Here is a 24,320-nt window from a genome sequence, read left to right on the forward strand (position 1 = left end):
CACTGACTATTCGTCCGCGCCGCGGCGGTCGGCGTCGGCGACCTCGCGGTGGGTCGTGTGGTGCGGCGCTGCTCCCATTGTTCGGTGCCGCCCCAGCGCTGTTCGGCGCGGGCCGCGTTGTCCTCCAGTCGGGTGCTGCCGAAGATCTCGAGTCGCTCGCGCGGGGTGAGGGTGAGCCCGAGATGAATAGGTGCCGATCAGGTGCCAGGTCGGTCGGGTGACCAATAGCCGCTCTCTGTGGTTGTCGGAGGGAATGATCTCCGCGCGGAGCCGCGTCGATCGACAAGGGAAACCCGACCATCGGCTGACCGGTCGAGCCGGATCTCGAGAAGTGACAAGTAGATGTCTGATTCGAAGATTTCCTCGATCCGCATGGCGATGTGCTTCGCCCGGACTCGGTCCCGTGCATCCTGCGGTGAGCCGGGGATGTCATGCTCATTCAGCTGATTGAAGTACTCCCCAAGAAGATCCAACTCTAATGTGACACGAACCGTTCGATCCTCGTCATGCAGTTCGAAAGTCCCAGACTTGGGATCCAAACCAGAAAGCCGGTGTCGACGCCCAATAATCTCGCCGATGCCGCTGAACAATACCTCTCTGTCGGTCATGTTAACCTCGATGATTCATGGTGATCGTCAGGATGGATGGGCGAAAGCCCCTCTCCGGCAAGGAAGGGCACTTCGCGGCTGTTGCCGTCTGGTCCTTGTCAGACCGTTACGCGGGGGTGAGATCGGACCATGCGAGTCGTGGTGGTCGGTGCCGGTGTAGTCGGGCTGGCGGTCAGCCGCGTGTTGCTGCGTCGCGGTTGCGAGGTCATCTGTCTCGAGGCCGCGGTGCCGATGGCCGCGCGGTCGGCCGGTAGTTCGCGCCTCCTGCGGACCACGGACACCTGCTCCGAGCCGATCTGGTCCAGGGCTGGGCGGGACCGCTCTGGTCCGAGTGGGACACCGAGTTCCGGACACTCTTCGCCCGGCGACGGAACACGACCCGCGCCGAACGCCGCCACGAACTTTCCGGCCTCGTCCGCCTCCACCGGCACGGACTCGTCATCACGACGCCGTACCGCGAAAACAAGGCCACCATCGAGAGACACAAGCGCTGGCCGTCAGGGCCGACCGGTGGACGTGCCGGCGTCATCGACGCCGCCGCGACCGGCCGGTATCTGCGCAGTGCCGTCGGGGCGAGCCTGCGTGTTGAACGGGTGGACCGCATCGAGCCGGCGGCCGACCGGGTCACGGTGTGGACCGACGCCGGGCGGCACGACGCCGACCACGTCGTGATCGCGGCCGGGCAGGGCACCTCCGAACTCGCCGCACAGGTCGGCATCGAGACCCCGAGCGCGCTGGCGCATCAGGTCCAGTTCACCTTCGGTCTCCGATACCGGGAGGACCAGCCGCCGTGCTGGCTTGACCGCAGCCACAACTGGCAGCTCGGCGTGACGTTCTACCTGTACCCGCACGGCGACGACCGCCTGACCATCGGAGTGGAGTTCGGCGACGGGCTGCCCTGGGACACCGGCAGGGACGAAGCGGTCGCCCACTCCCTCGAGACGGTCCGGGCCTACACCCGCGACCTCCTGCCCGGCGTCGGGCACGAGGTCCTCGAAACGGTCCACGGCACGGTCATCCCAGGTCTGGGCGACGGCGTCCACATCGGCCAGAACGGACCGGCCACCGCAATCTGGGGCAACAACCTGTTCATGCGCGCCCCTGCCATCGGCCACACGATCGCCGACACCCTCCACGATGGCGCCACCCCCGGTCCGATCGAGACCCCGCCCCGATGAGCGCCAAGCAGGCCAACCACCACGCTCAACCGGCCAACTGAAGTGCTCAGCCACAGCGACCATTGTGACGAGTCAGGCTAGTTGTCATCGGAAGCCGTCCCCGAACACGATCTTTCGCCAGTTTGGCCGCGATGGTTGTCACCGCCTGGCCGACGTTGTTGTCACCTCGCGCTGTCGGCGTTGCTGCAGGAGGGGGTGTCCAGTGATCGGCCGCAAGGCCCCAGGCGGCTCGCTACGGGTGACCGTGCCCAGTTTCCTGCTGTCTCGAGGCGACGACGGCTAAGTCGAGCTGCTCGTCCGGGGGCGGATGTCGCGCGGCGGCCGCCCCGTCTGAGCGCGGTGGTTGTGCTTCGTCAGTCTGCGCTGCTGTCGCGCGAATCAAGGTCGCCGTGCCGGTGAACCGCCGTTTCGCGCTGTGGGGATGCCGTGTCACGGGTGGTGTCAGCGCGGTGACTGTCCTGTGTCAGGGCGGTTGGCGATCGTGGTTGCCATGATCAGTTCATCGACTGTGGCCTCAGGGCCTCGAATGGGTGCCAGGAACGACAGGGTCCGGATGCCGCGGCTGTTTCGGCGGGCGGGGGTCACGGCGGTGGCGGCTGGGCTGCTGGCCGGGGTGGCCCTGCCCGGGGTGGCTGCCGCGGACGGCGTGGCCGCTGCCGGGCAGGATCGTCCGGACCTGCAGGCGACGGTCCAGGCGATCGCCGACTCCGGGTTTGCCGGGGTGCAGCTGCGGGTGCACGACCAGCGGGGCGAGTGGGTCGGCAGTGCCGGGGTGCGCGAGCTGGGATCGACCGCGAAGCCGCCGACGAACGGGCGGTTCCGGATGGGCAGCAACACCAAGACCTTCATCGCGACCGTGGTGCTGCAGCTGGTCGGTGAGGGCAGCGTTGGCCTGGACGCACCGGTGGCCGACTACCTGCCCGAGTACGGGCTGGACCGGCGGATCACGGTGCGGATGCTGTTGCAGCACACCAGCGGGTTGTTCGACTACGTCGGTGCGATGCTGCCCGACGGGACGATCGTGTCCGGGTTGATGCCCTTGGCGGGCCAGGAGTTCGTGGACAACCGGTTCCACTCCTACCGGCCGGAGGACATGGTGCGGTTCAGCGTGTCCAAGCCGGCGCTGTTCGCGCCGGGCACAGACTGGGGCTACACGAACATCAACTACGTGCTGGCCGGGCTGCTGATCGAGAAGGTCACCGGCCGCCCCTACGGCGACGAGCTCGAGCGGCGGATCCTGCGGCCGCTCAAGCTGCGGGACACCGTGGTGCCGGGCACGCGGTCGGGGATCCCCGGGCCGCACGCCCACGGCTACTACCGGTACCAGGACGCCGGGCAGTGGAAGGTCGTCGACATCACCCGCCAGAACCCCTCCTGGGTGTCCAGCGCCGGTGAGATGATCTCGACCACCAAGGACCTCCACACGTTCTTCTCCGCGCTCAACCGCGGCAAGCTCCTGCCGGCCCCGTTGCTGGCCGAGATGCGCAGGCCGCACCCCAAGGGCGGCTACGGCCTCGGGTTGTGGGTGCAGGACGCGGGCCCGAACTGCGGCACCGTCTTCAAGGGCATGGGTGGCTTCCACGGCTACGGGACGATTATGGGCAGCACGCCCGACGGCAGCAGGACCTTCGAGCTGTCGCTGACCTACGGGGACTCCGTATCCGACAACGACCTGGCACTTGCCTACGACAAGGCGGACCGGACACTGGTCAACAAGGTGATCTGCAACGGGCAGGCCGGGTAGGACCGACGGCACCGGCCGAGCAGGCGGAAATCGGTCGACAACCCCGGCGGGGACCGAGGTTGACCGAGGGACTGCCTGCTCGGCCGTGGCGTGCGTGGCCGCAGCCTTCGCGGACGACACCAGTACCGCGGCCCGAACGCGCAGGGCAAGACCGAGCCCCTGCCGCCGAGCGCGCGTTCTGACCAGCCAACGGACAGCAGCCGGCGCGGTCAGCTGAGCACGAGTTCCTGTACGCGACTGGGCACATTCACCCGTACGCCGACAGACGTGGGTGAACGCTGGTTCTGACCGGCGTTTCGGAGAGAGTTCGTTGGGCCATTTGGGCTGTCTGTGGTGAGCGTTCGGCGAGTCACTGAGGTTTGGTGATGAGTTCTGCGTTTCGCTGTGGCGGTGATGGTGGTCGAGGACGCCCTCTGGTCGCACAACTGTGACACTGCGACAGCTCGCCGGCGGCGACCGCCTCCTCGTGGACGACGACCTTCTGGCGGTACACGGTTCCAGCGGCGTTCGGCGCGGGCGGTTCCTGGCGCGGCGGTGGTTCCGGGCCGCCGCCGCTGCCCCTCAGGTCAGCTGTGGGTAGAACGCCGGGACACCCCCGGCCAGCGCGGCCTGGGCCTGGCGGGAGGCATTGTCAGCGAGGATTTCGTAGGAGCCGGCGGCGATGCCGTCGATGGCGATTCGGGCGATGTCGGCGGGGTCGGACTTCTCGGCGGTGACGCTCGCGGTCATGTCGGTGTCCATGTAGCCGACGTGCAGTCCGGCGACCCGGATGTTCTGGTCGGCGAGTTGCAGACGCAGTGCGTTGGTCAGTGACCATGCCGCGGACTTGGCGGCGCAGTAGGCGCCGACTTCCGGGAAACTGACCCAGGACAGGCCGGACAGGACGTTCAGGATCGCACCGCCGCCGTTGGCCGCTATTTGTGGCGCGAAGGCCCGGACCATCGAGAGCGTGCCGAAGTAGTGGGTGTCCATCTCCAGGTGGATGTCGTCCAGGCCACCGGTGAGCAGGTCGGCGCCGGTGGCCGAGCCGGCGTTGTTGATCAGGACGGTCACGTCGCGGGTGGCCTGTGCGGCGGCCTGGACGGAGGCGGGGTCGGTGATGTCGAGAGCGATCGGCTTCGCGCCCGGGAGGTCGATCTGGTCGGGGTTGCGGGCGCCGGCGTAGACGGTGGCGCCGCGGCCAAGCAGTTCGGCGGCGAGTGCGCGGCCGAAGCCCCGGTTGGCTCCGGTGACGAGGACGGTGCTGGCAGAGATGTCCATGAACAGGCTCCTGGTGGAGTAGGAAACGGAGTGGTCGAACGGACCGCTGAGCCGGTGTCTTCCGGCCGAGCGGCAGATCAGGTGTCCTTAAGGCCGCAGGCGTGCGGCTCGGTCAGCTCGCCGAGGCAGTGTCAGAGGCGGACGATCAGCGCGGGAAACGATGGGCGGCTCACCGCACTGCGGGCGTCGAGCGAGATCCCATCCGCGGTCGACGGGCGGCTGGCCCACGGCCGGATCGGATTGTCTGCCGATGATAATATTACGTACGTCAGACTATGACCTGGGTGGAGTGCGGGGTAATGGCCTTGTCCGAGCGGATGGAGTAGTCCGGTGGCGCGTTACGGCAAAGAGCACAAGCAGGCGACACGGCAACGGATCGTCGAGACGGCCGGCCGCCGGCTCAAACAGGACGGCATAGACGGCTCCGGCGTTGCCACGCTGATGGCGGACGCGGGGCTGACCAACGGCGCGTTCTACGCCCACTTCGAGTCCAAGGACGACCTCGTCGCCACCGTCGTCGCGGACCAACTGCGTACTCAGGCCGCGAGGTACAGCACGCTGCCGCCCGGCCTCGCGGGACTGGAGGAGTTCGTCCGCGAGTACCTGTCGCCTGAGCACCGGGACAATCCCGCCGCCGGATGCCCTTCCGCCGCCCTGCTCGATGAGATCGGGCGCTGCGCGACCGCGACCAAGAGCGCCTACACCGACGGTGCGTGGACCATCGTGGACGGCATCGCCGCCCATCTGGCTCCCGACGACCCGCGGTCCGCGCGCGGAAAGGCCCTCGGGCTGTTCACGCTGGCGGTGGGAACGTTGCAGCTGTCCCGCGCCATGGCCGACCCGGAACTCGCCGACGAGGTCCTTGAGCAGGGCATCCAGAACGCCCTCGCGTTCATGCGCTGAACACACCACGCGTGGTGCTCGGCGTATGGCTCGTGGCGGCGGGCGGGACCGCCGCCTCCTTCGGGTCTACTGCTTGAGGAACTCGAGGGCTTTGTCGACGAACTGGTCGTGGTATTGGAAGATGCCGCCGTGGCCGGCGTCGGGGTAGATGACCAGTTCGCTGTTGGGTAGGCGGTTGGCCAGGTCGACCGTGTTCTTCGTGGGCACCATGCGGTCGTTGTCGCCGTTGGCGACGAGCACGGGTTGGCGGATGACGGAGAGGTCCGAGGGCTGGGCCAGTCCCCACTGGTGGATGGCCTTGAGTTGCGTGAAGTAGGCCTTGAGGGAGATCGCCTTGTCCCGGTTCTCGGTGCGTTCCTTCAGGCGTGCCAGGAACTGCTTGCCTGCCCGCCTGCCGTTGGGGGTCCTGGTGAAGAAGAGGAACTGCTTCGGGTCCTGGAAGGTGAGCAGTCCCCGGATGGTGTCCAGATGGGAGAGTTTGGTGACGTTCTTGATGCCCTCGCCGCCGGCGGGTCCTGTGCCCGCGAGGATCAGCTTGCGGACGAGTTCCGGTTCGTTCGCGGTGATCACCTGGGCGACCATGCCGCCCATGGAGAAGCCGAGCAGGTCGACCTGGGTCAGGCCCAGGGCCCGGATGAACGTGACGGCGTCCTTGGCCATGGCCTGGATGGTGTTCGGTGTCTTGCCGGTGGAGGCGCCGACGCCCCGGTTGTCGAACGTGATGACGCGGTGTTTCGCGGCGATGCCGTCCACGACCCGTGGGTCCCAGTTGTCGAGGACCGCGGCCAGGTGGTGCAGGAAGACCACCGGGATGCCCGTCTTCGGGCCGAGCTCGCGGTAGGCGTAATTCACGCCCTCGGCGGAGACGGTGCGGGTCGGCGCGTTCTTGAATGACGTCACCACGTCGTTTCGTTCCTTTTGTTCGTTGTTCACGGTCATATCCTTATGCCGGTGGGATTCGGTGAGTGTTGGCACCGCGCCCCTCCAAGGAGTGCGCGGAAATCCGTCTAGTCGACGAGGAAGAGAGTCACCTGGGCGACGAAGTCGTCGATGTGCTGGAACAGGAAGGCGTGGCCGGCGTCGCTGTAAAGAACAAGCTTGGAGTCGGGGACCAACTCGACCGCTTTGTAGGAGGCGACGGCGGGGATCATCACGTCGTGGATCCCGTTCGCATACAGCACCGGCTGGCTGATCGCCTGCAACTCGGACTTGAGCTGGCCCCACTCCCGGGCCAGGAGTCGGCCGACAGCGACGAGCTGCCGTTGGGCTGCCTCCTCGGTCACCGCGGGGCCGCCGTTCCGCAGGCGTGTCGAGACCTTTGCGAGGTGCTCGAGCCCGGAGGCGCGGGCCTGTTCGGTATCGGGGTAGAAGAGGTAGAGCATGTCCTCGGTGTCCGCGTCCGGCTTGGCCATGATGGAGAGGACCCGCTCGTTCATGTCCGGAGTGCCCGGCACCACGCCTGGCCCGCTGCTGCCCGCGACGATGATCTTGCGTACGAGGTCGGGTCGGCGGGTCGCGACCTGCTGCGCCACGATCCCGCCGAGTGACCAGCCGAGCAGGTCGACCCGCGTCAGGCCGAGGGCTTCGATGAACTCGATCGCGCCATCGGCGAACCCCTCGGAGGTGTCGCGAGGCTCGCCGCCGGTGTACCCGATGCCGACGTTGTCGAACAGGATGACGTCGTGGTCCCGGGAGAGGCGGTCGATGAACTCCGGGTCCCACCAGTCGATGGTGCCGCGGAACCGCATGAGCAGAACCAGGGGCACGCCACCCCGCGGGCCCGTGCGCCGGTAGGTGAACACCGCGGAGGGGCCGGCGGCAGTGTGGTTTTCGAGGGTGTCAGCCGTGTAGGGCGTCATGATTCTGTTCCTGAGTCTCCCGGGCGGCGGCCCGGGGTTCGACGGTCGCGGGCGGCGGGATCGAGTCCTCGTCGCCGCGTACCAACAATTATATTATGACCATAATTCTATCTGGGTGGGAGTGGCCGGGCTACCCGAGATGACGTGACCCGGGCGACACGGAGGCCGTCATCGTCGGGCGCTACCCCGTCGACCAGCAGCTATAGGTGGCGGTTCTGCTCAGGCGCCGAGGTGCCGGCGGAGCCACTGACCCATCTGCTGGATCGCCTGGTCCACCTCGGGTACGCGCCCGGCAGCGAGGATGAACGAGTGCTGGCCCTCGGGAAGGGGGTGGACCTCGGAGGTGACCTCGAAGTCCGCGAGCCGTCGCCCGAACTCGGCGCCTTCTCCGGCGAGGGTCTCGTACTCGCCGTAGTGGACGCTCGTGGGCGGCAGGCCGGTCAGATCGGCGTTCACGATGCTGATCGCGGGGTCGGTGAAGTCCACGGCGGGGTCCTGCAGCCACGCACCCCGGAACAGCTCGAGGGTGTTGCGGCTGAGCATCTTGTCGTGTTCGGAGTTCTTGTCCACTGTCGGGTTGGTGATGGTGAGGTCGGTCCACGGCGAGATGCTGACGATCGCACCGGGGGTCGCCTCGCCCTTGGCGAGCAGGCGCAGCGCCAGCATGACTGCGAGGGTGCCGCCGATGGAGTGGCCGGTGCTGCCGATGTTCCGCGGTTCGTAGCCCTGGGAGAGCAGCCACCGGTAGGCCGTCTCGGCGTCGTCGAGCTGCGCCGGATACGGGTGCTCGGGCGCCAGACGGAAGTCCACGACGAGCGAGCGCACCCCTGCCGCCTTCGCGATGTGACCGGCGGCCTTGCGATCCGAATGCATCGAGGCGGTGACCGACCCGCCGAAGTGGAAATGGAGCAGCGCCTTGTCGGTGCCGGCGCCCTCGGGGATGCACCACAGGGCGGGGACACCGCTGGCGTCCACCTCGGCGTAGGTGACGCCCTCCGGCTCGGTCGACGCCAGATGGTGCGTCTCGACGATGTCACGAACGACGGCCAGGTCCAGACCCGGTGTCGAGGACTTCGCGCGCACACTTTCAAGGAACTGCGCGAACTGCTGTGCTTCTGGACTGATTCCCATGATGATGCTCCAATTCAGGTCAGCACGGCGCGCTTCGCGCGCAGTGAGGGTCGATGCGCTGGGGCGAGATCAGCCGGGCGACCGGTTGAGTCGCGGATCTGCTCGTCGAAGACCCCGGCGAGGGCGAGGCGGCCCGCTGCGCGGACGCCTGAGGGGTGTCGGGCCGAGTTGTCGGTAGGCGAACGTCTGACGTGCGCGTGGCGTTATCGCACCTTGACGACGACCTTGCCTTTCGCGCGTCCTTTGTCGACGTACGCCATGGCCTCGTTGGTCGATTCGAAGGGAAAGACCCGGTCCATGACCGGTTCGATGATCCCGGCGTCGATGAGACCGGTGATCTCACGGAGCTGGCTACCACTGGCCCACATGAACAGGAACGAATAGCTGACCTTGCGGCGGGTGGCCGCTTTCCTGACCCGATGACTCAACACACGCATCACCGGCCCCAAAGTCCACGGCTTGCCGATCTGTCTCGCGAAGGCGGGATCCGGTGGGCCGGAGATCGAGATGAGCTTTCCACCGGGCTTCAGCACGCGCAAAGACTTCGTGAGCGTCTCGTTGTCCAGGCTGTTCAACACCACGTCGTAGTCGTGCAGGACAGTTTCGAAGTCCTCGGCCCGGTAGTCGATCACGACATCCGCGCCCAGGCGGCGGACCAGATCGATGTTGGCCGCGCTGGTCGTCGTGGCCACGGTGGCCCCGAGATTTTTCGCCAACTGGATCGCGAACGTCCCCACACCACCCGCGCCGGCGTGGATGAAGACCTTCTGCCCCTTCCGCAGCTCGGCGATCTCGACCAACGCCTGCCAAGCGGTCAAGCCGACCAGCGGAATCGCGGCAGCCTCCTCCATCGTGAGCCGCTGTGGCTTCGGCGCCAAGTCGTCCTCGTTGACGGCGATGAACTCCGCGAAGGTGCCGATCCGGTCCTTGTCCGGCCGCGCGTAGACCTCGTCACCGGGCGTGAACGTCCGCACCCGAGCCCCGACCCGGACCACGACACCGGCCACGTCGTTACCCAGAACGAGCGGCAGGCGATAGGGCAGGATGAGCTTGAACTCCCCGTCCCTGATCTTGGAATCCAGGGCGTTGACGCCCGCGGCGTGGACCTGGACCAGCACGTCGTGCTCACCCACCTCAGGCTCCGGCATCTCGCCGGCCCGAAGAGTGCCGCCGCGTCCGTAACGATCGACGATAAATGCCTTCATGACTTGCCTCTCCGATGTGTCCCAGCCGATACCGGGACGAGTCAGCCGTTCATCCGATTGAGCTTGCGGATGCTCTTGTCGAACATCCGGGCCGGCACGACACGACGCAGCACCGCGACACGTCCGGCAGTCGAGCCAGCCAGGTAGCGCGACTTCGGCTTCGGGTCGGTAGCCGCCACGACGATCACCTTGGCCACGACGGCGGGATCGTCACCACCGCGCATCGCCTCCGTCATCACGTCCTCGAACACACGCCGCCGGTGCGCGTAGACCGGCAACGGGCTGTCGGCCCGCACCAGGTTCGCGTCGAACGGGGTATTGATCGGACCGGGCTGGACACGCAGCACCCGGACCCCGTGCTCGCGGACCTCGTGATCCAAGGACTCGGAGTAGCCCTCGACCGCGTGCTTGGTCGAGACGTACACGGCCATGAACGGGTTGGGGACGAAACCCCCGACAGACGACACGTTGATGATCCGGCCGCTGCCCTGGGCACGCATGTGCGGCAGAACCGCCCTCGTCATGCGCATCAGGCCGAAGACGTTCACATCGAAGACCGTCTGCGCCTGGGCGACGGAGACCTCCTCGGCGGCGCCGTCGGTGCCGACACCGGCGTTGTTGACCAGCACGTCGAGCCGCCCGAAGCGTGCGATCACCTGCCCGACCACGTCGGTGACCGACTCGTCGCTGGTCACGTCCAGGTTCAGGAACGTCACGCCGTCACCGGAGGCAATTCGCGAGGTGTCGCGGCTCGTGCCGACCACCCGGAAACCCGCGTCCACTAGAGCGACCGTGGCCGCCTTGCCGATGCCAGAGGATGCGCCCGTCACGAGCGCCACCTGCGGAGATGCTGTCATCACGTGCTCCCACCCTTTAGATTATGACCGTACTACCATAAGTATGACGCAGCCCCTGGAGCAAGAGTTACGACGGATTTAGATTATGATCGTACTAACATGTGGGCAGGGAGCGTCTCAGCGAGCGGAGGAGCACGTGGCGCGGTACGCGAAAGAGCACAAACAAGTCACACGCCAGCGGATCATCGAGACAGCCGGCCGCCGGCTCAAGCGCGACGGCATCGACGGCTCCGGGGTCGCCACGCTCATGAAGGACGCGGGCCTGACCAACGGCGCCTTCTACGCCCACTTCGCCTCCAAGGAGGACCTGGTCGCCGCCGCGGTCTCCGACCAGTTACGCGACCAGCGCGAGTGGCTCGCCTCCATCGTGTCCGGCCGCGCCGGACTTGAGCAGATGGTGCGCACGTACCTCTCGCCCGAACACCGCGACAACCCCGAGGCGGGCTGCCCGTCCGCCGCCCTGCTCGACGAGATCACCCGCTGCGCGGACCCGACGAAACAGGCCTACACCGACAGCGTGCTCGCGTTCATCGACGACATCGCCGCCGGACTAGCACCCCACGACCCACCCTCAGCGCGCACCAAAACCCTCAGCGTCTACGCCCTCATGATCGGCACACTGCAACTCTCCCGCGCCCTCGCCGACCGACAACTCGCCGACGACCTCCTGGAACAGGGCATCTGCAACGCCCTCGTCGTGCTAGACGTCACGCAGCAGGACTGGGCTGCTGGATGCTCCGATCGGACGGCAGGCGTCGAGCACGCCCAGCTTCGCCACGAACGACCGGACACGTAAACGCTTGATCTCAGTACGCCTGGTCCTTGATTCCCAAAGGCCCTTTCGCCGGCTCGGCTCCCACGTCGATGCCTCAACTGGGCCCCCAGAACGGCCGCGGCTGAGAATCCCTGGCGTGCAAACACTGTGCGCCGCGATGCTCGTCTTCTGACAGTTAGCGTGGCCAGGTGACAGATATCGTGGCCGGTCACCAACCATCGACAAGCTCGCCTTCTCGTCCGGCTTCGTGCTACTATCGAACAGGCGTTCGAGTTCGCTGCCTTCCCCGCAGCGCCTGGCGGGGAAAGGGGTGCGTGCGGATGCCGGCGTTGGGTGCGGTGTCGTCGCTGGCTACTTCCGGTGCGGTGGGAGTAGCCAGCGACCTCGCCAAGACTCCGGACGACCGGTCCCGGATGCTACCCGTGCACTCGGACATCGCGGACCTGCTGCCGAGAGGTGGCCTGCGGCGGGGTAGCACCGTGGCGGTCCGGGGTGGCACGTCGTTGCTGTTCGCGCTGCTCGCGCGGGCCACGGAAACGGGCTCGTGGGCAGCGCTGGTCGGCATGCCCAACCTGGGGTTGCGCGCGGCCGCGGAACTGGGGGTCGCGGTGAGGCGTCTGGCGCTGGTCCGCCATCCCGGTGCTGACCTCGCCAGAGTGGTGGCGGCGCTGTTGGACGGCATGGACATGGTGACGGTGGATCCCGCGCGTCTCACGGACTCGCAGATGCATCGCCTGTCGGCCAGGGCTCGCCACCGTGGTGCGGTGCTGTTGTCCGTGGGCCCGTGGCAGGGGGCGGACCTGGAGCTGACGCAGGAGTCAGCCGCCTGGTCCGGTCTCGGCGACGGTCACGGCCACCTCGCTGCCCGGGAGCTCCACCTCCTGGTGCGAGGCAGGGGCGCGGCCGCCCGCCCGATGGCGGCGTCGCTGCGCCTGCCCACGGCGGACGGCGGCATCGCCGACGCCCTGAAGGACCCCGTCGGGACACTCCCCGTCCCCAAGGGGTCCTTCAGGGCAGCACCCGTCACGTCCAGTGGCGGCCTCCGGCTCACGGTGCCGAATGAACCGGCGCCTTCGGGGCCCACCTTCGAGCCGCCCTCGGACGATCCACTCGAGACACTGCCCGTGCCGAGGGATGGCCGCAGGCCGGTCGCGGAAGACGATCCCTGCCTGATCGACCTGGCGTTCGAGCCGCCTTCCGGGGCCTCCGCCTGACGTGCTCTTTTCCTTGTCGCGCAAGGGATCCAGCCAACCCGCGGCACCCGCTTGACGTCCACGGTGTTCGAACGTATGTTCGACGCATGCAGCGGATGCTCGTCGTGTGGTGCCCCGACTGGCCGGTCACGGCCGCGGCGGCCGCTGCCCGCCTCGCGCCGCTCCAGCCGGTAGCCGTGGTCGAGGCCAACCGGGTCGTGGCCTGCTCCGCGCCGGCCAGGGCCGAGGGTGTGCGCCGGGGCATGCGCCGCCGGGACGCGCAGGGCCGCTGCCCCGAGCTCGTCGTCTTCCCGAACGACCCCGTGCGGGACGCGCGGCTGTTCGAACCCGTCGCCGCCGCCGTCGAGGAGCTCGCGGTCGGCGTCGAGATCATCAGGCCCGGCGTGGTCGCGGTCCCTGCCCGCGGCCCCGCCTCCTACTTCGACGGCGAGGAGCGTGCCGCGGAACGCCTCATCGACCAGGTCGCCGACCGCACCGGCGCGGAGTGCCAGGTCGGGGTGGCCGACGGGCTGTTCGCGGCCGTCCTCGCCGCCCGTCGCGGTGTGCTGGTCCCGGACGGTGGCAGCCGGGAGTTCCTCGCCCCGCTGAGCGTGCGCGAGCTGCACCGGCCCGCCGAGGGCCACGACCGTGCCGATCTCGTCGACCTGTTGCGCCGCTTGGGGTTGCGCACGTTGGGCGCGTTCGCGGCACTGCCGGAGAAGGACGTGTCCGCTCGCTTCGGCGCCGACGCGGTGTACGCGCACCGCCTGGCCAGGGGAGAACAGCTTCGGCCGCCGTCGCGGCGCCGACCGCCGCCTGAGCTGGCCGTCACCGAGTCCTTCGAGCCGCCGGTCGAGCGGGTGGACGCCGCCGCGTTCGTCGCGCGCACGCTCGCCGAGAAGTTCCACGCCGGCCTCGCGCGACACGGCCTGGCCTGCACCCGGCTCGGCATCAACGCCATCACCGGCAACGGCGAGGAACGGGACCGGGTCTGGCGCTGCGCCGAACCACTCACCCCGACCGGCGTCGCGGACCGCGTCCGCTGGCAGCTCGACGGCTGGCTCACCAGCGTCGACGGGCGGCCGTCCGCAGGCATCGTCACGCTGCGGCTCGAACCGGTCGAGGTCGTCGAGGGCCGCACGCTGCAGCTCGACCTGTGGCGTGGCGAGGGCCGCACCGAGGCCGACGAGCGTGCCGGCCGCGCCATGGTCCACGTGCAGGGCCTGCTCGGCCCGGAGGCCGTGGTCACCCCGGTCCTCGGCGGCGGCCGCGACCCCGGCGAGGAGGTACGGCTGGTGCCATGGGGCGACGAACGCGCGCCACGTCGTGATCCGGAGGCGCCGTGGCCGGGCCGGCTGCCGGCGCCCTCCCCGGCGACCGTGCTGGCGAATCCCTTACCGGCCAAGGTGTTCGACGAGAAGGGCGCGCTGGTGGACATCAGCGCGCGACACGAGCTGACCGGGAAACCGTGCCAGGTCTCGGTCGACGGCGGCCAGCCGCGCCGCGTACGTGCCTGGGCCGGCCCGTGGGCCACGGACGCCCGCTGGTGGACCGACCCGTGCCGCCGCGCCCGCCTGCAGGTGCTGCTGGAAGAAGAGACCGCGCTGCTCCTCGTGCTTTCCGAGGAACGGTGGACAGTGGAAGGAATCTACGACTGATGGACAAGCCCTGCCCGGAGTGCCGCTTCTACGGCCACTGTCGGGAGCACCCCGCCCTGGACGAGATGGACCTGTTGGACCTCCTCATCCCGGCTCCGCGCCGTTCTCCGGAGAACGTGCCGGTACCGTAATGGGCTGGAACAATCCGCCGGTCAAATGGGCGGAGCTGGAACGCATTCTCTCCGGACGCGCTGAGCCGAAGGGCGACGGCGGGGACAGTCCAGCGTGGACACACAAGCGCGAGCGGTACTCCGCGCCGGCCGGGGTCGGTCCGCCGAGCCTCACCGACTACGCGGGCGGCGACGTCCGCGTCCCGTACGCGGAGCTGCACTGCCACTCGAACTTCAGCTTCCTGGACGGCGCGAGCCACCCGGAGGAACTGGTCGAGACCGCGGCGCTGCTCGGACTGGACGCCATCGCGATCACCGACCACGACGGCATGTACGGGGTGGTCCGGTTCGCGGAGGCGGCGCAGGAAATGGGCATCCGCACGGTGTTCGGCACGGAGCTGAGCCTCGGGCTCACCCAGCCGCAGAACGGGATCGCCGACCCGGAGGGCGACCACCTGCTGCTGCTCGCGACCGGGCCGGCAGGCTACGGCCGGCTGTGTCACGCGATCACCGACGGGCAGCTCGCGGGCGGCGACGTCGACAAGGCCGAGAAAGGGCGCCCGGTCTACGACTTCGACGACGTGGTCGACCAGACCAGGGGCGAGGTCGTCGCGCTCACCGGCTGCCGCAAGGCATCCGTGCGCCGCGCGCTGTTGCGGGACGGCCCGGACGCGGCCTACGCCGAGCTGTACCGGCTCGCCGACGCGTTCGGCCGCGACCACACCTTCGTCGAGCTGATCGACCTCGGCTACCCGCTCGACACCACACACAACGACCTGCTCGCGGAGATGGCCCTCGAACTGCGGCTGCCGACGATCGCCACCAACGCGGTGCACTACGCGCAGCCGACCCGGGGTGAGCTGGCGGCCGCGCTCGCGGCGGTCCGGGCCAGACGCGGCCTCGACGAGATGGACGGCTGGCTGCCGCCCGCGCCGACCGCGTACCTGCGCTCCGGCGCGGAGATGAAACGCCGGTTCGCGCGCTACCCGGGCGTGGTGGCGCGGTCCGCGCTGCTCGGCATCCACCTGTCGTTCGACCTGAAGCTGGTCGTGCCGAAGCTGCCGCCGTTCGAGATCCCCGGTCACACCGAGATCAGCTACCTGAGGAAGAGGACGTACGAGGGCGCCCGGCACCGGTTCGGCACGAAAGAGGAGAACCCGAAGGCGTACACACAGCTGGCGCACGAGCTGAGGGTGATCGAGGAACTCGGCTTCCCCGGCTACTTCCTCATCGTCGCGGACATCGTGGACTTCTGCCGGGACAACGGGATCTACTGCCAGGGCCGCGGCTCGGCGGCGAACTCCGCGGTCTGCTACGCGCTGGGCATCACCAAGGTCGACGCCGTGCGCTGGGACCTGCTGTTCGAACGGTTCCTGGCCCCCGCGCGGGACGGCCCGCCGGACATCGACCTGGACATCGAGTCGGACCGGCGTGAGGAAGCGATCCAGTACGTCTACGACAAGTACGACCGCCGGCACGCGGCGCAGGTCGCGAACGTCATCGCCTACCGGGCGAAGTCGGCGGTGCGGGACATGGCGAAGGCCCTCGGCTACTCGCCGGGCCAGCAGGACGCGTGGAGCAAGCAGATCGACCGCTGGGCCCCCGTGAAGGAGACGGTCGGCGAGAACGACCACGACGTGCCGGTGACGGTGCTGGAGCTGGCCGGCCAGCTGGAGGACTTCCCGCGGCACCTGGGCATCCACTCGGGCGGCATGGTGCTCTGCGACCGCCCGGTCAGCGAGGTCTGCCCGGTGGAGCGGGCGCGCATGGACAAGCGCACGGTTCTGCAGTGGGACAAGGACGACTGCGCGGCCATCGGTCTGGTGAAGTTCGACATGCTGGGCCTCGGCATGCTGTCCGCGTTGCGGTACATGGTCGAGCTCGTCGAGGAGCACCACTGGGTGCGGGTGGACATCGACAAGCTTGACCTGGCCGACCACCGCGTCTACACCATGCTGTCCAAAGCAGACTCGGTCGGTGTGTTCCAGGTGGAGAGTCGTGCGCAGATGGCGACGCTGCCCCGCCTGCGCCCCAAGGAGTTCTACGACCTGGTGGTGGAGGTGGCGCTGATCCGTCCCGGCCCGATCCAGGGCGGCTCGGTGCACCCGTACATCCGCCGCGCCAACGGTGTCGAGAAGGTCACCTACGACCACCCGCTGTTGGAGAAGGCACTGAAGAAGACCAAGGGCGTACCGCTGTTCCAGGAACAGCTGATGCAGATCGCGGTGGACGTCGCCGACTTCACCCCGGCGGAGGCCGACGAGCTACGCCGGGCCATGGGCGCCAAACGTTCGACAAGCCGGATGGAACGGTTGCGGGACAGGTTCTACGCCGGCGTGGCGACGCACGGCATCGACGAGGAGCTGGCCAGCCGGATCTACGAGAAGCTGTTGGCGTTCGCCAACTTTGGGTTCCCGGAGAGCCACGCGCTGAGCTTCGCGTACCTGGTGTTCGCGAGCGCCTGGTTCAAGCTGTACTACCCGGAGGCGTTCTGTGCCGCGTTGTTGCGTGCCCAGCCAATGGGTTTCTACAGCCCGCAGTCCCTGGTGGCCGACGCCCGCCGGCACGGCGTGACGGTGCTGGGACCGGACCTGAACGCCAGCCTGCCCCACCCAACACTGGAACCATCCGGTTCGGACGGCGAACCAGCAGTCCGCATAGGACTGTCCACTGTGCGCACGATCGGCGAGGAGCTGGCCACCCGCATCGTGGCGGAGCGGGAAGCAGGCGGACCCTACCGAAACATGGCCGACCTGTCGCGACGGACGCGGTTGACCAGAGCGCAGATCGAGGCACTGGCCACCGCGGGTGCGTTCGGCTGCTTCGAGGTCGACCGCCGCTCCGCACTGTGGGCAGCGGGCGCGGTGGCCAGCGACCGCCCTGACCGCCTACCGGGCACCACGGTAGGCGCGGAAGCCCCGGTGCTACCGGGCATGGACGGCATCGAACTGGCGGTCGCGGACGTGTGGGCGACGGGCCTGTCCCCGGACAGCTTCCCGACCCAGTTCGTCCGCGAGTGGCTGACCAGCCAGGGCGCCCTACCGCTGTCGACACTGCCAAAGGTGGAGAGCGGCACGAGAGTCCTGGTTGGCGGCGCGGTAACACACCGCCAACGCCCAGCAACCGCGGGCGGCGTCACATTCCTGAACCTGGAAGACGAAACCGGCATGGCGAACGTCGTGTGCACCCAGGGCCTGTGGACCCGCTACCGCAGAATCGCACGAAACTCCGCCGCCCTGCTGGTCCGCGGCATCATCGTGAACGCGGAGGGCGTGACAACCCTGCAGGCCGACCACATCGAACACCTGGACCTACGAATCCCAAGCCGCTCAAGGGACTTCCGCTAGCGCAACCCCCAGGCGTTGCTGGGCGGGGCTGTAGCGCTGTTCGCATGAGCAAATAGCTCGGTGTCGTTTCGGCAGGCCCGGGCTTAGCTTCGGGCGGTGGCGAACGAACTGACCATTCCGCTCCTGCCCTGTTCATCCATCGATGAGATCGCGTCGTTCTACGAGATGCTCGGCTTCGAGATCACCTATCGGCAGACGCGGCCGAACCCGCACGTCGCGGTGCGACGGGAAGACATCAACCTGCACTTCTTCGGGATGGACGACTACGACCCGGCTCAGTCGTACAGCACGTGCCTGGTCATCGTGGCGGACACCAGCGAGCTGTTCGAGGCCTTCGCGGCGGGGATGCGGTCCGTGCACGGAAAACTGCTCGTCTCCGGCATCCCGCGCATGACCCGGCCGCGGCTGCGCAACGACCGGTACACCGGGTTCACCGTCGTCGATCCGGGCGGCAACTGGATCCGGATCCACAAGGCCGCCAAGGAACCCGAGGCGCAGACCAAGCTCGCCAAAGCCATGGAGAACGCCGCGAGGCAGGCGGACGCGCGCGGCGACGAACGCCAGGGGCTGAAGATCCTGGAAGGCGCGTTGAAGCGGGCGACCGGCGACGAACCGGAGTTCCAGGCGGTGCGGGAGTACCGCGACGAGCTCGTCGAACGGATCAAGGGGGTCTGAGCCGCGTCCAGGCGCTGGAGCGCGACCCTGACCACCTCGGGGTCGTAGAACCAACGAAACTGAGACCGATCATGAATGACACTCGAATGAGACAACCCAGAACCTGACGCAGAACTCGTTGCCTGCCCGCCCTCAGCTCCACCGGTAGCGTGTTTGGGAAGACTCGCTGCCGGTGGCGAAGGTGAACCCCTTGTCCGGCTGGACCCGGTAGAGCTGAACATTCCCGGTCCGGACGGCGTCGCCCAGTTGGTACCAGGTTCCGTCCTCGCGGGTGAGTTGCCAGCCATAGGCCTGTTCGAACGCGGTCGCCACGGCTTGCCTGGTGTCCTGGTCGGTGACCAGGCTCGCAGTGCCCTCGATGACGTAGTCCATGCCGGTTAGGGTGTCGGTTCCGGTGGTCAGCGCGCAGTGGGGGTTGGCGCTGAGATTCTTGGCTTTCTGCTCGTTGTCGCCGGTGGTGAACCACATCGCGCCGAGCGCCCAGATCGCCAGCAACGGTGTCACGTGGGGACGGCCATCCCGGCGCACCGTGCACAGCTGGAACTTCTGGATCCTGCGCAGTGCCCACTCCGTCGCCTCCCACGGCGTCGGGCTGGCGCCTGGCGAGGAGAACGGACCGAGGCTGGTCCGCGGCGCGGTCGAGTCGCCGCCCGGATGAGTAGACACGATTTTCTCCTTTGATCGTCCCGAATTCCGCCCCGGAAAGCTCAGCGGGTCCCGGCGAGATGATCGGCCAGGATCGTGGTGACCGACAACGCGGTGTCGAAGTTCGGGACGAGCCGGTTCTTCGTCAGCGCGAAGGCGACCCCCCGCGCGGGGTCCGCGTAGGCGTAGCTTCCGCCCCCGCCCGGCCATCCGAACGCCACGGAGTTCTCCTCGGCAGGGGCGCCGATCCTGCCGATCGGGAAACCCAGCGCCATCCGCGCCTGGTTACCGAAAACCTGATCCACACCCTCGAACGCGAGCGTGGACAGTTTCGGCAACCGCGCGGAATCCACGAGCTTGCCCTGCAGCACGGCGTTGAACATCGCGGCAAGGCCGTGCGCGGTGGCGATACACACCGACGGTATATCGGCGCACAGGATCTCGCCGCTGTTGCCGAAATCGGCACTCGGCTGGCTTTCCCACCGGGCAAGGACCGCATCACCGTCGTCGGGGACGGCAGGCCATCCCCGCGTGTGCTGCTCCAGGCGCGCCAACCCCGGCAGCGCCTCCTGCGGAGCGGCGAAGTAGAGCTGCCCCTCGATACCGAGCGGCGCAGTGATCCACTCACGCAGCAGCTCGCACATGGGCCGCCCGGTCGCGCGGCGAGCCAACTCGCCGACGAGATAGCCAAAGGTGTAGGAGTGATAGCCCGTGGCGGTGCCCGGCCGCCAGCGCGGCTCGGCGGCGGCCAGCGACTCACACACCCTGGACCAGCCCGGAAGCTCGCCCGGGGTGATCTCGCGCGGCATGGCAGGCAGACCGACCGTGTGGGTCAGCACGTGCCGCAGCGTCGCCGTGGCCTTGCCACGCACACCGAACTCAGGCCAGAGATCCGTGACCAGGCTGTCGTACTCGACGAAACCGCGCGCGACGAGCAGATGCGCGAGCGTGGCCGCCACGTTCTTGCCAGTGGAGAAACTGAAGATCGGCGTGCCGGAGGTGACCGGTCGCCCGGTGGCCAGGTCGGCCGTGCCGGCCACCGCGTCGACGATCAACGCACCATCCCGATAGGCAGCGACCTGCACACCGGTCTCCGCGCCGGTGCCGACCAACGTGTCGACATGACGCTGAATCCGAGCCTGTATCTCACCCATCGCTACCCTCGTCACTTCCCCGACCACGCGGAGGAACCACCCTCCGGCCGGCGGAGGGTGGTGGTGTGCCGCCCGCCCAGCATGCCAAACCGGCTGCCAGGTCGCGTCAAGCGACGAACTGACCTGACCTCCAGGCAGGGATCGCCGATCCATGGACAAACCGTCCTCTCCCGACCCTGGGGAGGCGCTCCTACGGTCGAGCTGCGGGCGATCACCGGCCCGCTGCGGCGAAGGAGAGAAGACCCCTATGAAGATGACCGGCAACACGATCCTGATCACCGGCGGCACCTCGGGCATCGGGCTTGGCATGGCCGTGCGTCTGCACGAGGCCGGCAACAAGGTGATCGTCGCCGGCCGGCGCAAGGAACTGCTGGATCAGATCACGACGGAGCACCCAGGTATCGAGGCGCTCGTCCTGGACGTCGCGGATCCCGCGTCGATCGCGCGCGTCGCCGAGACGGTGGCGGCGCACTATCCGGGCTGAACGTGCTGGTCAACAATGCGGGCATCATGCTGCGTGAGAACCTCCTCGACCCGGCCTTCCTGCCGGTCGCCGAGGATCACGTGACGGTCAACCTGCTTGGCACGATCCGGATGACGTATGCCTTCCTGCCGCTGCTGGTGGGCCAGGACGACGCGGTCGTCATGAACGTCACCTCCACGCTGGCGTGGGTGCCGCTGCCGATCACCCCCAAGGCCGCGGCTTCGAGCCGGTCGTGGTGCTGGACGCGATCACTCCGTCCTGAGTGCCGATGGGCACGCGGGTCATCCAGGTCACGTGACCTTCTCCGCGCCTGCTCCGATCCCGGCAACCTCGGGTAGTCCGCGGATCACGCTGAGCAGAAGCTCAGCCATGGATCGACGGTCTCTGGCTAGCGGGGTGGGAAGCGACGACGATGGAGGGCATGGACAACAAGGAACTGGCGGAGTTCCTGCGCAGGCGGCGTGAGACGCTGCGCCCCGCGACGTCGGGCTGGTCGAGGGTCCGCGCAGGCGTACCCAGGGGCTGCGACGCGAGGAGGTCGCCCAACTCGCCGGCATGTCCACCGACTACTACGCCCGCCTCGAACAGCAGCGTGCCCCGCAGCCCTCCATCCAGATCGCCACCGCCCTCGCCAGGGCACTGCGGCTGACCCTGGACGAGCGAGACCACCTCTTCGGCCTCATCGGCCACAACGCCCCGGCGCGCTTCCACCACTCCGACCATGTCAGCCCGACACTGATGCGGGTCCTGGACCGCCTGGACGACTCCCCGGCCCTGGTGCTGACCGATATGGCCGACACCCTCGCGATGAACCCCCTGGCCACCGCGCTGCTCGGCGACCAGACCCGCCACACCGGCCTGGCCCGCAGCGCCTACTACCGCTGGTTCACCGACCCCACCGAGCGCCTGATCTACCCAGAAGAAGACCACACACGCCACGGCCGCGCCCAAGCCGCCCGCCTACGGGTCGCACTGACAGCCGGCAGCGACATCCCCCGAGCCACCCGGATTCTCGCCGAACTCCAGGAACACAGCCCCGAGTTCGTCCGCCTGTGGGAACTCCAGGAAGTCGCCCAGCACTACGACGAAAGCAAAACCATCATCCACCCCGAACTCGGCCGTATCGACGTCGACGGCCAGGTCCTCTTCACCGAGAACCGCGCACAGACCCTGGTCGTGCTGACCACCCGCCCCGGCACCGAAAGCCACACCAAACTCGAACTGCTCTCCGTCATCGGCCACCAGCAACTCACACCATGACCCCCTCACCGGTCAATCTCCCACCACGCAAGACGCCGATCGAGAAACGACGCGACAGGCGATCCCGCACTCGGCAAGGTCACAGGCTGTGTGCGATGGGGTGCAGTGGCTGGTACAGGGGCAGCTCGGACCCGCTTGGCAACCGCACCGCGGTGAGTCGCCCCCATCGCTCCTCGGCCACCGGCCGGGTGGTTTCGACACCGGCCGCCGCCAGCTCGGACAGCACCGCGTCCAAGTCGTCGCACATCAGGTAGAACTCGTGCTGCGGCGCCCCGTCGGTCGGGTGCACAGCGACCTCCGCCGGCGGTAGCTTGAAGATCAGCCATCCGTGCCCGGCATCCACATGAGGAAACCTGAGGACGTCGGTGATGAAGGCCCGGTCCGCCTCAGCGTTCTGGCTGTAGAGGATCACATGCGCGCCACTGAACATGGCCGAACAATGCACGCGGTGATGCTGCCACGCAAATCAGAACCGACAAGCGAGTACTCAGGGTGAGCCGGGGTGTCGCAGGACACGTTGGGTTCGTGAAGCGCGTCGTGGGCTGCGGGCAAGTAGAGGCGTGACAAGGATGACCGCGAACTCAGCGGGGCCCCGCCCGAGGCCGCCGCTCGGGGATGGCCTGGATCTGTCGGGGCCGGATCTGAGGTCGGTTTTTGGGCGGCTCTTCGATGAGCATGCTGGGTCGTTGCACGCCTACCTGGCGCGTCGGGTCGGGGACCAGACCGCCGATGACCTGGTGTCGGAGACGTTTCTGGTGGCGTTGCAGCAACGGCACACCTATGACCCGGCTCGGGCTGGGGTGCGGCCGTGGTTGTACGGGATTGCCAGCAATCTCCTGCGGCGGCATGTGCGGCAGGAGGTTCGGGGCTGGCGGGCCAGGGCCCGGATGGTGGGGACGGATCGGGTGCAGGCGGAGTCGCCTGAGGTCCGCACGACCGAGCGGGTCACCGCGCAGCAGCGGGTTCGGCAGTTGGCCGGTGCGCTGGCCGCGCTGGAGCCCGGGGACAGGGACGTGCTGCTGTTGACTTCGTGGGGTCATCTGAGCTCGACCGAGGTGGCCCAGGCCCTGGGCATCCCGGTGGGCACGGTCCACTCGCGCCTGCACAGGGTGCGTCGGTGGTTGCGGTCACACAGTTCTGTCGCGACCAGTGGAACGGAGGCAGGCGATGCGTGAGGAGGAGCGGGCCGGCATGCGGCAGGTATGGACCAAGGACGAGCTCGACCACGCGCTGGCCGGACTGTATATGGACATCGAGACTGATCAACAGGGTCTGGCCGGAGTGCGGGAGAACCTGATGGCGGCCGTGGACAGCCAGGCCCAGCCGCAGCCGGACACGGCCGAGACCGGGGAGGGTGTGCGTCGGCACCGGCCGTTGCGCCGCTGGTTGGCCGCGGCGGCCGCGGTCGCGGTGCTCGCGACCGGGGGTGTGTTGGCACAGACGGTGTTGTTCTCCGCCAACACCGCCACCGCTGAAGCGCAGGAGACGTTGACCAGCGCCGCCGATGTTGCCGCACGGGCCAAGGATCCAGTATTGGCGGCCGGCCAGTACCGCTATGTGGCCACCCATGCCTGGTGGCTGAAGACGACGGGCTCGGAGAACAGGAGCTTTTCCTTTCTCAACGAGAACCTCATCGAGACCTGGATTCCCGCCGATCCCAACGGGGAGTGGCTGCAACGGCGCCGGGAGACCGGCAACCGCAAATGGATCACGGGTACCGAGGCCGAAGCCCGCGCGGCCGGGGCCGTGATCGAGGAGGTGCCGTGGCCGGAACAGCGCGCCAAGGGCGGCGACTTCGTCGAGGGCGCTCCCGGGCAGGGGAACTGGCAATTCCCCAAACCGGAGTTCCTCGCCGGCCTGCCCACCGACCCCGAACAGTTGTACGAGCGGCTGAGCAAGGACAGCGGCGGCGGTATGCAGTCCCTGGTCTACGCCGCGGACGCGTTGCGCTCCGGTCTGATGCCGGCGGCGGCCCGCGCGAACCTACTGCGGGCGTTGACCTACCTCCCCGGACTGGACGTCACCGACGGCGCCGCCGATCTCGACGGCCACAAGGGCGTAGCGCTGGGCATCACCGAGGGCGACGAGCGCCAGGAGATCATCCTCAACCCCAGCACCGGCGAGGTGATCGGGGAACGCAAGGTGTCCGACTCGAGGTTCGCCGGTATCCCGGAGGGCACCGTCACCGGCTACTCCTCCATCACCACGGCGGTGGTCGACGGCATCGGCACCGAACCCACCCGCTGATCCGAAGCATTCCGGTGGTGGGCAAGA

23 protein-coding genes and 1 pseudogene are annotated in these 24,320 nt (G+C 68.2%); 14 read left to right on the plus strand and 10 right to left on the minus strand.

Annotated elements, in window-relative coordinates:
* Window positions 1-197: 197 nt before the first annotated feature.
* Window positions 198-608 carry a hypothetical protein gene (locus tag VF106_RS19920; RefSeq protein ID WP_330841263.1) on the minus strand — a complete coding sequence of 137 codons (411 nt, stop codon included), beginning with the start codon at window positions 606-608 and terminating at the stop codon, window positions 198-200.
* 129 nt (window positions 609-737) lie between these two features.
* Between VF106_RS19920 and VF106_RS50925 the strand changes: the two genes are divergently transcribed.
* The 3 genes from VF106_RS50925 to VF106_RS19930 all read left to right on the plus strand — a co-directional run bounded on the left by VF106_RS50925 (window position 738) and on the right by VF106_RS19930 (window position 3,530).
* Window positions 738-1,280, plus strand: coding sequence for an FAD-dependent oxidoreductase (locus VF106_RS50925; RefSeq protein WP_414639030.1), 543 nt, complete (start codon window positions 738-740; stop codon window positions 1,278-1,280).
* Entirely contained in the window at window positions 1,202-1,786 is a 585-nt protein-coding gene (locus tag VF106_RS19925; RefSeq protein WP_330841264.1) for an FAD-dependent oxidoreductase, read from the plus strand. Before VF106_RS50925 ends, VF106_RS19925 begins: the two co-directional genes overlap by 79 nt.
* A 553-nt stretch (window positions 1,787-2,339) precedes the next feature.
* Window positions 2,340-3,530, plus strand: coding sequence for a serine hydrolase domain-containing protein (locus tag VF106_RS19930; RefSeq protein WP_330841265.1), 1,191 nt, complete (start codon window positions 2,340-2,342; stop codon window positions 3,528-3,530).
* Window positions 3,531-4,091: 561 nt separating this feature from the next.
* On the opposite strand, the gene VF106_RS19935 is transcribed toward VF106_RS19930, so the two are convergent.
* Complete coding sequence (locus VF106_RS19935; protein WP_330841266.1) at window positions 4,092-4,790, minus strand: SDR family oxidoreductase; 699 nt, start codon at window positions 4,788-4,790, stop codon at window positions 4,092-4,094.
* A 330-nt stretch (window positions 4,791-5,120) separates the two neighbouring features.
* Between VF106_RS19935 and VF106_RS19940 the strand changes: the two genes are divergently transcribed.
* Complete coding sequence (locus VF106_RS19940) at window positions 5,121-5,693, plus strand: TetR/AcrR family transcriptional regulator (protein WP_330841267.1); 573 nt, start codon at window positions 5,121-5,123, stop codon at window positions 5,691-5,693.
* A gap of 66 nt (window positions 5,694-5,759) precedes the next feature.
* Here the strand turns inward: VF106_RS19940 and VF106_RS19945 are convergent, their stop codons facing one another.
* From VF106_RS19945 to VF106_RS19965, 5 genes are all read right to left on the minus strand, one after another.
* Window positions 5,760-6,626 (minus strand): alpha/beta fold hydrolase, encoded by an 867-nt coding sequence (locus VF106_RS19945; RefSeq protein WP_330841268.1) that lies wholly within the window; start codon window positions 6,624-6,626, stop codon window positions 5,760-5,762.
* Window positions 6,627-6,700: 74 nt separating this feature from the next.
* Entirely contained in the window at window positions 6,701-7,552 is an 852-nt protein-coding gene (locus tag VF106_RS19950; protein ID WP_330841269.1) for an alpha/beta fold hydrolase, read from the minus strand.
* A gap of 219 nt (window positions 7,553-7,771) precedes the next feature.
* Complete coding sequence (locus tag VF106_RS19955; RefSeq protein ID WP_330841270.1) at window positions 7,772-8,683, minus strand: alpha/beta hydrolase; 912 nt, start codon at window positions 8,681-8,683, stop codon at window positions 7,772-7,774.
* A 203-nt stretch (window positions 8,684-8,886) separates the two neighbouring features.
* Window positions 8,887-9,888, minus strand: coding sequence for an NADP-dependent oxidoreductase (locus VF106_RS19960; protein WP_330841271.1), 1,002 nt, complete (start codon window positions 9,886-9,888; stop codon window positions 8,887-8,889).
* Window positions 9,889-9,929: 41 nt separating this feature from the next.
* Window positions 9,930-10,745, minus strand: a complete 816-nt coding sequence (locus VF106_RS19965) for an oxidoreductase (protein ID WP_330841272.1) — start codon at window positions 10,743-10,745, stop codon at window positions 9,930-9,932.
* A 136-nt stretch (window positions 10,746-10,881) separates the two neighbouring features.
* Here VF106_RS19965 and VF106_RS19970 point away from each other — a divergent pair, with 136 nt between their 5' ends.
* The 6 genes from VF106_RS19970 to VF106_RS19995 all read left to right on the plus strand — a co-directional run bounded on the left by VF106_RS19970 (window position 10,882) and on the right by VF106_RS19995 (window position 18,503).
* A complete protein-coding gene (locus VF106_RS19970) occupies window positions 10,882-11,541 on the plus strand; it encodes a TetR/AcrR family transcriptional regulator (protein ID WP_330841273.1) in 660 nt (219 codons plus the stop codon).
* Between the two features lie 299 nt (window positions 11,542-11,840).
* Window positions 11,841-12,734: a DnaE2-dependent mutagenesis accessory factor ImuA' gene (gene imuA' / locus VF106_RS19975; RefSeq protein ID WP_330841274.1), complete on the plus strand. Its 894-nt coding sequence runs from the start codon at window positions 11,841-11,843 to the stop codon at window positions 12,732-12,734.
* Between the two features lie 95 nt (window positions 12,735-12,829).
* Entirely contained in the window at window positions 12,830-14,371 is a 1,542-nt protein-coding gene (locus tag VF106_RS19980; protein WP_330841294.1) for a DNA polymerase Y family protein, read from the plus strand.
* Window positions 14,371-14,502 (plus strand): hypothetical protein, encoded by a 132-nt coding sequence (locus tag VF106_RS19985; protein ID WP_330841275.1) that lies wholly within the window; start codon window positions 14,371-14,373, stop codon window positions 14,500-14,502. The genes VF106_RS19980 and VF106_RS19985 overlap by 1 nt, the downstream gene beginning before the upstream one ends.
* A complete protein-coding gene (locus VF106_RS19990) occupies window positions 14,502-17,828 on the plus strand; it encodes an error-prone DNA polymerase (RefSeq protein ID WP_330841276.1) in 3,327 nt (1,108 codons plus the stop codon). Before VF106_RS19985 ends, VF106_RS19990 begins: the two co-directional genes overlap by 1 nt.
* A 96-nt stretch (window positions 17,829-17,924) precedes the next feature.
* Window positions 17,925-18,503, plus strand: coding sequence for a DUF8817 family protein (locus VF106_RS19995; RefSeq protein ID WP_330841277.1), 579 nt, complete (start codon window positions 17,925-17,927; stop codon window positions 18,501-18,503).
* Between the two features lie 132 nt (window positions 18,504-18,635).
* Here the strand turns inward: VF106_RS19995 and VF106_RS20000 are convergent, their stop codons facing one another.
* A complete protein-coding gene (locus VF106_RS20000; RefSeq protein ID WP_330841278.1) occupies window positions 18,636-19,169 on the minus strand; it encodes a pyridoxamine 5'-phosphate oxidase family protein in 534 nt (177 codons plus the stop codon).
* A gap of 41 nt (window positions 19,170-19,210) precedes the next feature.
* Window positions 19,211-20,302, minus strand: a complete 1,092-nt coding sequence (locus tag VF106_RS20005; protein WP_330841279.1) for a serine hydrolase domain-containing protein — start codon at window positions 20,300-20,302, stop codon at window positions 19,211-19,213.
* Window positions 20,303-20,555: 253 nt separating this feature from the next.
* Between VF106_RS20005 and VF106_RS20010 the strand changes: the two are divergent.
* Both VF106_RS20010 and VF106_RS20015 read left to right on the plus strand, forming a co-directional pair.
* Window positions 20,556-21,124 (plus strand): annotated as a pseudogene (locus VF106_RS20010) (SDR family NAD(P)-dependent oxidoreductase).
* A 217-nt stretch (window positions 21,125-21,341) separates the two neighbouring features.
* Window positions 21,342-22,046, plus strand: a complete 705-nt coding sequence (locus VF106_RS20015) for a helix-turn-helix transcriptional regulator (RefSeq protein WP_330841280.1) — start codon at window positions 21,342-21,344, stop codon at window positions 22,044-22,046.
* Window positions 22,047-22,125: 79 nt separating this feature from the next.
* On the opposite strand, the gene VF106_RS20020 is transcribed toward VF106_RS20015, so the two are convergent.
* Window positions 22,126-22,476 (minus strand): VOC family protein, encoded by a 351-nt coding sequence (locus VF106_RS20020; protein ID WP_330841281.1) that lies wholly within the window; start codon window positions 22,474-22,476, stop codon window positions 22,126-22,128.
* 139 nt (window positions 22,477-22,615) lie between these two features.
* On the opposite strand from VF106_RS20020, the gene VF106_RS20025 reads away from it, so the two are divergent.
* Together VF106_RS20025 and VF106_RS20030 are read left to right on the plus strand one after the other, a co-directional pair.
* The gene (locus VF106_RS20025) at window positions 22,616-23,221 is read left to right on the plus strand and encodes an RNA polymerase sigma factor (RefSeq protein ID WP_330841282.1); all 606 of its coding nucleotides are present in this window, start codon (window positions 22,616-22,618) and stop codon (window positions 23,219-23,221) included.
* On the plus strand, window positions 23,214-24,293 hold the full coding sequence (locus tag VF106_RS20030) for a CU044_5270 family protein (protein ID WP_330841283.1): 1,080 nt from the start codon (window positions 23,214-23,216) through the stop codon (window positions 24,291-24,293). Before VF106_RS20025 ends, VF106_RS20030 begins: the two co-directional genes overlap by 8 nt.
* Window positions 24,294-24,320: the final 27 nt, after the last annotated feature.

The sequence above is a fragment of the Actinophytocola sp. genome, from assembly GCF_036378875.1.
GTDB lineage: Bacteria > Actinomycetota > Actinomycetes > Mycobacteriales > Pseudonocardiaceae > Actinophytocola.